The sequence below is a fragment of the Acinetobacter sp. LipI_23 genome (assembly GCF_058243045.1).
This window is the reverse complement of sequence record NZ_JBZAYJ010000001.1, coordinates 463,698-476,787: the sequence shown is the minus strand read 5'-3', so window position 1 is coordinate 476,787 and position 13,090 is coordinate 463,698. Positions and strand designations below refer to the sequence as shown.

The following is a 13,090-nucleotide window of genomic DNA, read 5'->3' as shown; positions in this document are numbered from 1 at the left end:
ATTTGCGTCAACTTTGATCGTTTTTTTCAATTTTTTTCTCGTCCATCATTGGAACTCTAGTTATGAGTAAGTTTAATCTACACCCTCTTTCATTGGCATTGCTTGGGGCAATCACCACTCCTGTTTTCGCAGAAACAACAACTGAAGATTCATCGCCACATCAGCTTTCCACCATTGTGGTTTCAGCTGCGGGTTTTGAACAAGATATTAAAAAAGCACCTGCTACAATGACGGTCATTACAGCAGAAGATTTAAAAAATAAACGTATTAATTCGATTGCCGATGCCTTAAGCGATATAGAAGGCGTTGATATTAGTCCCACAGCAGGAAAAACAGGTGGTCTGAATATTCGTATTCGTGGAATGGATTCAGAATATACACTCGTTCTAATTGATGGTCGCCGTCAAAACAGCACTGGTGACATTACTCCAAATGGATTTGGCGAATCAAACAACAGTTTTATCCCTCCAATATCTGCGATTGAACGTATTGAAGTCATACGCGGCCCTGCATCAACATTATATGGCTCTGACGCCATCGGTGGTGTAGTCAATATTATTACTAAAAAAGTTTCAAATGAATGGACTGGAGCAGTCACTTTAGAAGGAACATTACTCCCTAATAGTTCTGATTTCGGGAATCAACGCTCTGTAGATGCATATGTTACTGGTCCACTTATTCCAAACCTCCTTGGTATTCAATTAAGGGGCCGCAAAGCTGAACGAGATCAATCAAACGTAATTCGTAGCGATGATGAAGGTACTGAAACAGAACTAACTCAGGGACAAAACCCAACCAAGTCAGACTTAGAAAATATTGGTGTTCGCTTAACTTTAACACCAACGGATCAACATGATATTTCTGCGGAATATGAGCAGACAGATCAATGGTATGACAACTCTAAAGGACAATTAGGCACTTTAGGTGCAAACGGCGGTTATGATAAGTCCCAAGAATATAATCGTGAAAAAATGATTCTTTCGCATACATGGCGCAGTAATATCGGCACTCTTGAGTCTAGTCTCGCAAATACTCAAACAGAAACGGTAGGTCGCTTAATTCCGGCTCGCGCGCAAAATATGTCTCAGGCAATAACACTACGTTTGCTTGAAAGCGAAGATACTATTTTCGATACCAAGTTTACGACTAATTATATTAATGGTCATAACATTACTTTAGGGGGGCAATGGTGGGATGCAAGCATTCGTGATGGACTTCGTGTTCAAAAAGAAGTTTCTTTTGAGCAATTAGGACTATTCGCTGAAGATACATGGTCACTTAATGATAGTTTGGCATTAACCTTGGGGTTACGTTATGACAATCATGATACTTTTGGAGATTTTTGGACGCCGCGTGCTTATTTAGTCTGGAATGCAAATGAAAACTGGACATTTAAAGGTGGCTACTCTGAAGGCTACAAAGCGCCTCGATTAGAACGCCTAACCACAGGTATTTATAATGTTAGTGGTCAAGGCCGCACACCTGTTTTCGGTAATCCTGATTTAAAACCTGAAACCAGTAAAAATTTAGAACTAGGTACGTATTTTACGAATAACTCTAATTTTGACTTTAATATCACAGGTTTTTTTAGTGAAATTGAAGACAAAATTATGACAGGTAATGCTGAGTTACGTTGTAATACTGATACGAATAAACAGCAATGTGAAGACTATATGCTTTCCGTTGGAACGCCTTGGACAATGGACTATAACCGAGGTGCTCCAGATACATGGAACGTTACGCGCCCAATCAATGCCGAAGAAGCTGAAGTTTATGGTATTGAAACTGGTCTAAATTGGGAGTTTGCAGAAAACTGGAAACTAGGCCTCAATTATACTTGGACCGAGACGGAAATTAAGGATAAACAACTTAATAACCCTGTTCTAAATGATACACCAAAGCATATGGCAAACGCCTCTTTGAAATGGCAAGCTGCCGATTTCGTCAATTTATGGGCACGTGGTGAATATCGTAGTGAACGTGCACGTTTTACGTCAAATTACGAGAATCTAACCGTAGCTAACCAAGCTGTTTATGATGCTTTAGGAGATTATAAGGCTTATACACTGTTCCATATTGGTTCAAACTTTATCGTTAATGATAACTGGGACGTTGGTGTGGCTTTATACAATGTCTTTGACAAAGACTTCAATGATTATGAAAAAATAGGGACAGGCTATTACAATCGTTATAGTAACACCCAAGAAGGACGACGCGTTCAGCTAAGTACCACCTTTAAGTTCTAATCTACATGCAAAACCCTGCTTCGGCAGGGTTTTCTTCGTACATAGCTAATATAGATCCAACATAATTTATACATATTCACTTGAGAAACACCTTCAAACTTAGCTTAAAAATAATGGATTCTAAATTCCAATAACATTATAAAAATATAATCTAATTTTCCAATTTAAATAAAAATCAAAAACTTATGTTAAATTCATTACATTATTACATTTATTTTTTCTACACAAATATATCTAAGCATCGACAATTCCAATGTAATAGTTATGCTACAAAAAATAAGAATCATTATTATTCGCATACTAATTTACAACGCTAGAACTAGATTCGTTATGGCCTTCATCAAAACACGTAAAAAGCTGGTTTCTTCAGCAATCGCTTCAACACTCTCTGTGGTTGCAGTCAATGCTGTTGCGCAAGATCAAATCGCGCAATTAGAAACAATTCACACGGAAGCGGCAGCAGAACAAAGTTTGAAAGTAGACAAATCTGCAAACAGCAAGTTCGTTGCTCCCCTACTCGACACACCAAAGTCAGTATCTGTTATTTCTAAACAGTTGATTGAAGACACTCAAGTTACAACTTTAAGCGATGCTTTACGCACAGTACCTGGGATCACACTTGGTGCAGGTGAAGGTGGTAACCCAAATGGTGACCGTCCATTTATCCGTGGTTATAACTCTGAAAGTTCAATGTACGTAGACGGCGTACGCAACTCATCTTCGCAAAACCGTGAAATGTTTGCAGTAGAGCAAGTTGAAGTAATCAAAGGTTCTGCTTCTTCTCTTGGTGGAGCTGGCTCTGTTGGTGGCAGTGTTAACATGATTTCTAAAGTTGCTAAAAAAGGCGATGCTTTAGAAGGTTCTGTTGCTGCAGGTACAGATAACTACCAACGTATTACTTTAGATGGCAATAAAGACTTTGGTAATGGTATTGCAGCTCGTGTTGCTGTAATGGGACACCAGAATGAAAAAGCTGGGCAACATGACGGTGCTGAATACAAACGTGCAGGTATTGCGCCAAGTATTACTTTTGGCCTAGACAGTGATACACGTGCAACATTAAGCTATTACTATTTAAAATCTGATGATACACCTGACTCAGGTGTGCCTTACAATTATGATGCTACAAAGAAAGCAACTGTAGGCAAACCTGTAGATGTAAAACAAGGCATATACTACGGCTTACATGATCGTGATTTCCAAAAACAAGAAAATCAAATTGGTACAATCAAATTAGAGCACGATATTAATGATAATTTAACCATCACGAATACTGCTGTTTATAACAAGTCGACAAATGATTACCTTTGGACTCAACCAGACGACTCTAAAGGTAATGTATTAAATGACAAAGTATGGCGCCGTATCAACTCACGTATTACAGATACCGACATCTTTACAGATCAACTTGCGTTAACTGGTAAGTTTAATACGGGTACAATTAAACATAAATTTAATGTGGGTGCAGAATATAGCGACCAAGAGTCTAACAAAGGTAGCTATACAACAACTTACCCAGGTTATGCTGGTACAACAACTGGTGGCTTCAATAGTGATTGTAAAATTAATGATGCATGGTGTACTTCTTTAACTAATCCTAATTCTAAAGAAGAATGGTTAGGTACAGCTGTAGCGAATCGTAATACGACAACTACCACGACTAAAGTTACTTCAGTTTATTTACTGGATAATATCGAGTTCAATCCACAATGGTTATTGGATTTAGGACTTCGTTGGGATAAGTTCGATACAGAACAAGTGACTAATGCTACAGGTGCTAAGCTTGAAAATAATAAAGACTTTTTCACCTATCAAGCTGGTTTAACCTTCAAGCCTGTTGAAAATGGTTCAATTTATGCAAGTTATGCAACCTCTGCAAACCCTGTAGGTGTCGATGGTGGTGATGGCTCAGAAGCAATTGGCCAAGCCTACATGGATTTAAAACCTGAAGAAGCACGTACTATTGAACTAGGTACGAAATGGGATCTTTTCAATGACCGCTTAAACCTTACTGCTGCTATTTTCCGTACCGAAAAACAAAATACACGTATCCAACTTGATGCTGGCACGTATACCAACGGTGGGGAAAGCAAGGTTGATGGTATTGAGCTTACCGCGACAGGTAAAATTACGGATAAATGGGATATTACTGCTGGATATTCTTACTTAGATACAGAAATGACCAATCCAGGTCCGTCATGTACACGTGCAGGCGTATGTACATATCCTAACCCAGCGAAGGGTAAACAATTACCAAATGTTCCAGAAAATAGTGCAACTCTCTGGACGACTTACAAAGTATTGCCAGAATTAACTTTAGGCGCTGGTGCAATTGCAATGGACAAAGTCTATGGTGATGCTGCAAATACTAAATTTGTTCCAGGTTATGTACGTTACGATGCAATGGCGCGTTATAACGTGAACAAAAATGTGGATCTACAGTTAAATGTCAACAACTTGGCTGATACACGTTATTTCACTAAAGCTTACGCATCTCACTATGCAACAGAAGCTGAAGGTCGTAGCGCAGTACTCTCTGTAAACTTTAAGTACTAAGTTCGATAGTTAATTCCATAACTTAGTTATGGAACAAAACAAAAATGGCCTCTCATTGAGGCTATTTTTATATATGCTTAAAGACTAAATAGATCTTTCATTTTCAGCAGGTCGTGTTGTGATCCATCATATTCCCAATGTATTAAGCAAAGAACAGGTACAATACTTTCGCCGTGAAATGGCAAAAGTCGAGTGGATTGATGGTAAAAAAACCACAGGATCACTCTCAAAAAATGTAAAACAAAATCAACAGCTCCCCGAAGATCACCCTCTCACACAACACTTAGGCAATATCATCTTAGAAGCACTTGGACAACATCCACTCTTTATGTCCGCTGCCCTACCTTTAGATATTTTGCCGCCTTATTTTAACCGCTATGAACAGGGCGAAACTTTTGGCTTCCATGTGGACAATGCCATTCGCTGGGTAGCTGGAAGCAAAGATCGGATTCGTACTGATGTATCCTGCACTGTTTTTCTAAGCGAACCTGACGAATATGAGGGTGGCGATTTGGTGGTAGAAGACACCTATGGTTATCATGAAGTAAAACTACCCGCGGGTGATATGATTTTATATCCATCTACTAGCGTGCATGAGGTAACACCAGTGACCTCAGGCTGCCGTGTCGCTTCGTTCTTTTGGGTTCAAAGTATGATTCGAGATGATGCTGACCGCCATATCTTATTTAATCTTGATCAAACTATTCAGAACCTACGTGTGCAACTCAGTGATCAACATCAAGAAGTGGTCAAGCTCACCAGTCTGTATCATAACCTGATGCGCAAATGGGCTGAACTGTAAAACAATAATCCCAGCCCAACGTCAACTACTGTAGCAACTGGACCGTTCCATGACATCAAAAACTGTTTTGCCACCACTCACCCAAATTCCTGCCTCATTGCAAACGATTGCAGACTATGAAATTGAGGTAGAAAAGCATCTACCCGAGATGGTCTGGCACTATTTGCAAGGTGGCGCTATGGATGAGATCAGTGTTCGGAATAACCTCGCTCAGTTTCAAAACTTGCACTTAATACCACGCATGTTAAGAGATCTCACTCAAGGCAATACGAGCTGTGAAATCTTAGGGCAAATCTTTCCACATCCTATTTTTGTGGCACCGATTGGTCATCAACAGCAGTTTCATTCTGAAGCAGAAGCAGCAACCGCACTGGCAGCTGAAGTACTCGGTAGCAATATGATTTTGAGTACTTTTACCAACACAGACATGCGAACATTCAAACCTGAAAATCCCTACAAATGGTTTCAACTGTACTGGCAAGGTGACCGCGATAAGTCTTTAGCTTTACTGAAGCTCGCTGAGGCACAACATTTCACCGCCATTGTAATCACTGTGGACTCTCCACATACAGGCATCCGTGACCGTGAACGTCGTGCTTTCTTTCACCTTCCTGAAAACATGCAGCATCCGCACACTCCTGCCCATATTCCACTGCCTGAACTGCAAGAAGGCGATCATCCCGTGTTTAATGGGCTAATGAAAATTGCTCCGACGTGGGACGACATCGCATGGATGGTTCAACAGACTGATTTACCCATCCTGTTAAAAGGCATCGTCAGCCCACTCGATGCCCAACTGGCCATTCAACATGGCATACAAGGCTTAATTGTGTCTAATCACGGCGGTCGAGTTTTAGATACCTGTATTCCTCCACTCAAAGCCTTGCAACTCATAAAAAAAGCCGTTCCGCATGACTTCCCTCTTTTATATGATGGGGGTGTGCGTCGCGGCTCAGATGTGTTTAAGGCCATTGCTTTAGGTGCTTCCGCGGTTTTAGTTGGAAGACCATGTATTTATGGTCTTGCCACTGCGGGTGCCTTAGGCGTTGCCCATGTGCTTAAAATCTTAAAAGAAGAATTTGAGATCACCATGGCGTTGATGGGCACTGCAACCCTTGCAGATATACAGCCCGATATGGTCATAGAGTTCTCATAACCTCTTCAAAAAAGCGAATGAAATGAATCAAATTCTTAAAATGAAGAAAAAGATCAAACACATCTCAAAAATACACGGAAATATTTCCCCTATATATCAAATTAAAGGGAAATATTTTTTCAGATACGACTAAAAGCCATAAAAAAAGAAAAATCTTTTCGACCGAACTGGATTAAACTCTTAAATATAACGTTACAAGGTTACTCACGGTAAATCTAAGTCGTATCAAATATTTACGTTTACAAACACCCTGAAGACTCCCTTGTAAATAGAGACCATAGACACAATCTATATTCAGTAGTAGGTTGCTTTTTATTACCCCCCTTAAATGCAACCCGTACTATGTAAGGAGTTACCTCATGATGTTGGCTGATCCAAGTAAAAAATATCGTCGCATGTATCAACGTGTTGACTTGCCAGACCGTCAATGGCCAAACAACGAAATTACAAAAGCGCCTATTTGGATGAGTACTGACCTGCGTGATGGTAACCAAGCGATTTTTGAACCGATGGACATGGAACAAAAATTTAAAATGTTCCAAATGTTGGTGAAAATTGGATTCAAGAATATTGAAATCGGTTTCCCTTCAGCCTCTCAAATTGACTTTGACTTTACCCGTAAATTAATCGAAGAAAATCACATTCCAGATGATGTGTATATCGAAGTTTTAGTTCAAGCACGTGATCATTTGATCCAACGTACCTTTGAGTCTTTAGCGGGTGCAAAACGTGCAATCGTGCATATTTATAACTCAAATGCACCAACTTTCCGCCAAAAAGTCTTAAATGTTGATGTTGCAGGTGCGAAGCAATTGGCGGTCAATGCAGCCAGCAAAGTCAAAGAATATGCAGCGCAATATCCTGAAACGGAATGGGTGTTCCAGTACAGCCCAGAGTGTTTCTCTGCAACTGAATTAGAAGTTGCAAAAGACGTGTGTGATGCAGTTACCGAAATTTGGGAAGCATCGCCAAGCAATAAAGTGATTTTAAACTTACCTGCTACGGTTGAAGTTTCAACACCGAATGTTTATGCAGACCAAGTTGAATGGATGCACCGCAACATTGCTCGTCGTGATGGCGTGATTATTTCTGTGCACTGTCACAACGACCGTGGCTGTGGGATTGCTGCATCAGAATTGGCGATTATGGCCGGTGCAGACCGTGTCGAAGGTTGTGTGTTTGGTAATGGCGAACGTACTGGTAACGTCGACGTCGCTGCAATTGCTTTGAATATGTACTCTCAAGGTGTTGCGCCAAACTTAGATTTTTCAAATATCAATGAAATCATTGCAACGGTAGAAGAATGTACAGGTTTGCCTGTTCACCCTCGTCACCCATATGTAGGTGACTTAGTCTTCACCGCATTCTCTGGTTCGCATCAAGATGCTATTAAAAAAGGGTTTGAGTTCCAAAAGAACGAAGAAATTTGGGATATGCCATACTTGCCAATCGACCCGAAAGACTTGGGCCGCGACTATGATGCTGTGATTCGCGTCAACTCACAGTCAGGTAAAGGCGGTATTGCTTACTTGTTAGAAGCAAATTACAACGTGGTATTGCCACGTCGTATCCAAATTGAATTCTCTCAAACCGTACAAAAACGTACCGATGAAGAAGGCACTGAAATTACCGCACAAGAAATTTGGAAATTGTTCAAAGAAACTTATGTGGACACCAAAGATACACATTACTCGACTAAAAACTACCGTTTGTATGACAACAACGGCAAACAAGTGGTTGAGCTTGAAGTTGAAGTGAATGGTGAAACGCAGCAATTACGTGGTGAAGGCAATGGTCCAATCTCTGCAATGTTGGATGCTTTACAGTTACCAATTGACGTCTTGAGCTACGAAGAGCGTGGTATTAGCTCTGGAGCAAATGCAAAAGCCTTGGCTTTGGTTGAGTTACAAGTCAAAGGCACTGGAAAATCAGCCTTCGGTGCGGGTATTCACGACAACATTGTGACCTCATCGATTGAAGCGATTATTGCGTGTACCAACCGCTTAATTGATCAAGGTGTGTTAAGCACAGATCAAGTGATTGCTGCTGCGGTATAAGTATTAGCAATAATAATTAGCACTAAAATGACTTTAGAAGGATACCCTCAAGTGGTATCCTTTTGTTTATTAACCCCAAAGATTTAAGGCGTATTATTCCTGTGTCTTTTCCTGCTGACTCCGTGGGTATCGTTACTCCACAAAAGTTTACTTTTGAAGGGCCCTTAGAGCTCGAATGCGGTCGTATTCTTCCTCGTTATGAATTGATGGTTGAAACCTATGGGGAACTCAATGCAGATAAATCCAATGCGATTTTAATTTGCCATGCACTATCAGGTCATCATCATGCTGCGGGTTACCATCATGCTGACGATAAAAAACCGGGTTGGTGGGATGCTTGTATTGGCCCAGGTAAAGCGATTGATACTTCAAAGTTTTTCGTGGTAGCACTGAACAATATTGGGGGCTGTAGCGGTTCAACAGGGCCAACTTCGCCAAATCCTGAAAATGATAACCGTCCTTATGGTCCAGACTTTCCTTTAGTCACCGTCCGTGACTGGGTTAAAACCCAAGCCATTTTATCTGATCATCTGGGCATTCAGGTCTGGAGTGCGGTGATTGGCGGTTCATTGGGTGGTATGCAAGCCTTGCAATGGTCGGTTGATTATCCTGATCGCTTGCAAAAATGCGTGATTATTGCCAGTGCGCCGAAATTATCGGCTCAGAATATTGCCTTTAACGAAGTCGCACGCCAGTCAATTTTGTCTGATCCAGACTTCCATGATGGTCGCTATCTTGAAAATGACAGCTATCCAAAACGTGGCCTAATTTTGGCACGTATGGTCGGCCATATTACCTACTTATCTGAAGAAGCCATGAAGCAGAAATTTGGTCGTGACCTAAAGTCAGGCAAATTTATGTATGGTTTCGATGTCGAGTTCCAAGTCGAAAGCTATTTGCGTTATCAAGGTGAGCAATTTAGCCGTAACTTTGATGCCAACACTTACCTGATTATGACCAAAGCTTTAGATTATTTTGATCCTGCGCGTGAGTATGAGCAGTCTTTAGTTAAAGCCATGTCACAGACCAAATGTCAGTTCCTTGTGGTGTCCTTTACCACCGACTGGCGTTTTACCCCGCAACGCTCACAAGAAATTGTGGATGCGCTGATCACCAATCACAAACCGGTGAGCTATTTAGATATCGACGCTGAACAAGGCCATGACTCATTCCTGTTCCCGATTCCTTTGTATGTAAAAGCGTTACGTGCATTTCTAGGCGGTTCTGAACACCTTCAAGCAACATCTCAGGGGGCTGTGTAATGCGTATTGATCATCAACTGGCAGAAAAATGGATCAAACCTGATTCCAGCGTACTCGATTTGGGCTGTGGTGACGGTGAATTACTGGCCCACATGAGCAAAAAGCACAATATTCGCGCATATGGACTGGAAATTGATCAAGAAAAGATTGCAATTGCGGTCGGTCGCGGGTTAAATATTATCCAACAGGACTTAAACTTGGGTTTAAGCCGCTTTGCAGACCAGTCTTTTGACTATGTCGTTATGGCACAAGCCTTGCAAGCGGTAGATGCACCAGATGTTTTATTACGTGATATGGTGCGTGTAGGGAAACAGGCGATCATTACATTTCCAAACTTTGCTCATTGGAAGACTCGTTCTTTCTTGGCACTGAAAGGAATGATGCCTGTTTCTGAAGCTTTACCGTACATGTGGTATAACACACCCAATATCCACTTATGTACTTTCCGTGATTTTGAAGCACTTTGTGCGGAAAATAACATCAGAATTATTAATCGACTCGCTGTAAATGGGGATCAACAAGATAGTTTACTCAGTAAACGTCTCCCGAATTTGTTTGGTGAAGTCGCAATTTATCGAGTGAGCGCTCTATGAAAAAACTATTCTTAAGCACGACACTACTGGTTGGACTTTTGAGCATTCAGGCTCATGCAGATTATGTTTCCCCAACCACGTCTGTTGCGAGTCAAGCTGCACAATATTCTGTTATGGATATCAATAGCTTAATTAAAGCAGCAAAAGCAGGTCAGCCTGCTGCGCAGTTCTATCTTGCAACCAAGTATCAACAAGGTAAAGACATCTCTGCAGATGAACGACAGGCCTTTGCTTGGTACAAAGCCGCTGCAGATCAAGGTCTTTCGGCTGCTCAGCTAAATGTTGGTCGTATGCTTGCAGATGGCCTAGGCACCAAAAAAGATGAATCTTTAGCACGTCAATACTTTGAAAAAGCAGCCAGCCGTGGTGATAACCGCGCAAGCTTTAACTTGGCGATGATGGAAGAGCAAAAGAAAAACTACATGGGTGCTTATCAATGGTATGAGCTTTCAACCCGTGATGGCATGCTCGACAATAAAGTGATTACGCTTTCTGAAGGCAAGAAAACAGCCTTAGCGGCAAACTTAACACAAGATCAAATTCGTCAAGCACGTGACCGTGCAGACAAGTGGATTCAAGCTCAATAAGCTTTTATTTCCATACTCAGCACCTTCGGGTGCTTTTTTATTGCCTATCCATGAGTCGGACTTGTTAAAATAACCGCATAATTTTTAAAGCACGGATCCTTCACATGGCATCAACTGATTGGTTATCTCAAGGCACATTAGTCCTCGCAAGCAATAACAAAGGTAAAATTGCGGAATTTGAAAAATTATTTGCAGAGCTCAACTTACCTGTTGAAGTGATTGCTCAAGGTAAATTGGATATTGAAGATGCCATTGAAGATGGTCTGAGCTTTGTCGAAAATGCGATTATTAAAGCACGCCATGCATCTAGAATTTCAGGAAAACCAGCCATTGCAGATGACTCTGGGATTTGTGTCCCAGTTTTAGGTGGTGCACCGGGGATTTACTCTGCGCGTTATGCAGGTGAACACGGCGATGATGCTGCCAATAACCAAAAACTCTTAGCTGAACTCAAGCCACTGCGTAAAGATGGTCAAGCGATTGAAGGCATGTTTGTATGCGTTTTAGCGTTAGTACAACATGCTGATGATCCTCTTCCACAAATTTTCCAAGGCATTTGGAAAGGTGAAGTACTGGAGGCTGCACGTGGTGAAAATGGTTTTGGTTATGACCCGCTGTTCTGGTTACCCGAGTTAGGGCTTTCAAGTGCAGAAATGAGCAAAGAAGAAAAAAATAAAATCAGCCATCGTGGTCAGGCGATGCAACTGTTTAAAGCCAGTTTAGAACAATAAAAACTAAGCTGCGCAATGTTGCCCCTTCTCCCTTTAGGGAGAATGGTGGCGAAATATTTTCTATATTCTCCTCTATCGCCCTTGCGCAGCACTACGCATCTCCAGCTAAAAGTGAGTACTTAGATCACAGCAAATACATGCAGCAATAAACCATAAATACTCACTACGACACAGCTGATGATCGTACCTGAAGCAATGTATTTTGCCGACGTGCCTGTACCCTGATAATGCGTTTCCAAAGCCACAATATTGGCTGCTGGCGGTAAACAGAACAATAAGAACATGACCCCAATATATTGTTCAATATTAGGAATAGCGAGGTAACGATAACTCAGCCCACACAGCACCGCGCCACATGCTAGTTTTAACAAAGCCGTCTGACTACTTTGCCACAGGTCCGCTTTCTCAACTTTGGTGTGCCTCAACCACATGCCCAATACACACATGCCAGAGAAGCTCATACCAAATTTGGCTGCACTATAAACCACATCAATCAGATCATGCTGTGACCAATATTGCACCCCAACGGAACGAAAAATAAGGGCCAGAATCAAAGCAATCATGGGGGGAGCACAGAGCACTTTTTTTAAAATAAATGAAAAAGCTAACGGTGTTTGGCTAACGGCCGTTACTGCCCAGAGATTGCCAAAAATAGAGCCACCGATATATAAGGCCACCATTGCTGGACTAATTTTTGTGCCAAACAACGCAATCGCAAAAGGAAAGCCTAGCCATGCCATATTGACATAACTAAAACATAGGGCGCTTAATTTATTCTTTGAAAAATAGAGGAAAAAGTAAAATAAGAGCACTGCCACGACAAAACTGAATAACATCAGACTAAAGCTACCAGCCTGATAAAACACCATGTTGTAGACAATAACAATCGGAATGAAGCAACGCGCTAAAAGACTTGAAAAGCCTGTTTTCAACCGTGTTGCCAATGGGGTGGATGCAAGGAGTAAACCACTAAGAAAGGCCAACAGAGGGAGCAGCAACGTCACTTCAATATCCTTGAAATTTCACGGAATCATCATAACACTGCTTTTTCTCAAAATCAGTGCAAAGCGATCGTTTTGTCTTGAAATTGAAACATCATC

Annotated in this window: 10 protein-coding genes; 9 read left to right on the top strand and 1 reads right to left on the bottom strand. The window is 41.3% G+C overall.

All coding sequences use genetic code 11. The annotated features are described in order from the left end of the window. Positions 1–62 precede the first annotated feature (62 nt). The 9 genes from AC4CVD_RS02345 to rdgB all read left to right on the top strand — a co-directional run bounded on the left by AC4CVD_RS02345 (position 63) and on the right by rdgB (position 11,990). Positions 63–2,246, top strand: coding sequence for a TonB-dependent receptor domain-containing protein (locus tag AC4CVD_RS02345; RefSeq protein ID WP_005400819.1), 2,184 nt, complete (start codon positions 63–65; stop codon positions 2,244–2,246). A 330-nt stretch (positions 2,247–2,576) separates the two neighbouring features. Beyond that, the gene (locus tag AC4CVD_RS02340; protein ID WP_005400820.1) at positions 2,577–4,802 is read left to right on the top strand and encodes a TonB-dependent receptor; all 2,226 of its coding nucleotides are present in this window, start codon (positions 2,577–2,579) and stop codon (positions 4,800–4,802) included. Positions 4,803–4,920: 118 nt separating this feature from the next. Then, complete coding sequence (locus tag AC4CVD_RS02335; RefSeq protein ID WP_005400821.1) at positions 4,921–5,604, top strand: Fe2+-dependent dioxygenase; 684 nt, start codon at positions 4,921–4,923, stop codon at positions 5,602–5,604. Positions 5,605–5,653: 49 nt separating this feature from the next. Then, positions 5,654–6,760, top strand: coding sequence for an alpha-hydroxy acid oxidase (locus AC4CVD_RS02330; protein WP_039890252.1), 1,107 nt, complete (start codon positions 5,654–5,656; stop codon positions 6,758–6,760). Positions 6,761–7,119: 359 nt separating this feature from the next. Continuing rightward, complete coding sequence (leuA, locus tag AC4CVD_RS02325; protein ID WP_005400823.1) at positions 7,120–8,817, top strand: 2-isopropylmalate synthase; 1,698 nt, start codon at positions 7,120–7,122, stop codon at positions 8,815–8,817. Between the two features lie 101 nt (positions 8,818–8,918). After that, positions 8,919–10,079: a homoserine O-succinyltransferase MetX gene (metX, locus tag AC4CVD_RS02320; RefSeq protein ID WP_005400824.1), complete on the top strand. Its 1,161-nt coding sequence runs from the start codon at positions 8,919–8,921 to the stop codon at positions 10,077–10,079. After that, on the top strand, positions 10,079–10,672 hold the full coding sequence (metW, locus tag AC4CVD_RS02315; RefSeq protein WP_004979039.1) for a methionine biosynthesis protein MetW: 594 nt from the start codon (positions 10,079–10,081) through the stop codon (positions 10,670–10,672). The genes metX and metW overlap by 1 nt, the downstream gene beginning before the upstream one ends. Further along, on the top strand, positions 10,669–11,259 hold the full coding sequence (locus AC4CVD_RS02310; protein WP_004692440.1) for a tetratricopeptide repeat protein: 591 nt from the start codon (positions 10,669–10,671) through the stop codon (positions 11,257–11,259). Before metW ends, AC4CVD_RS02310 begins: the two co-directional genes overlap by 4 nt. Positions 11,260–11,363: 104 nt before the next feature. After that, positions 11,364–11,990, top strand: coding sequence for an RdgB/HAM1 family non-canonical purine NTP pyrophosphatase (gene rdgB, locus AC4CVD_RS02305; RefSeq protein WP_005400826.1), 627 nt, complete (start codon positions 11,364–11,366; stop codon positions 11,988–11,990). Positions 11,991–12,109: 119 nt separating this feature from the next. On the opposite strand, the gene AC4CVD_RS02300 is transcribed toward rdgB, so the two are convergent. Further along, entirely contained in the window at positions 12,110–12,994 is an 885-nt protein-coding gene (locus AC4CVD_RS02300) for an AEC family transporter (protein WP_039890254.1), read from the bottom strand. Between the last annotated feature and the right edge of the window lie 96 nt (positions 12,995–13,090).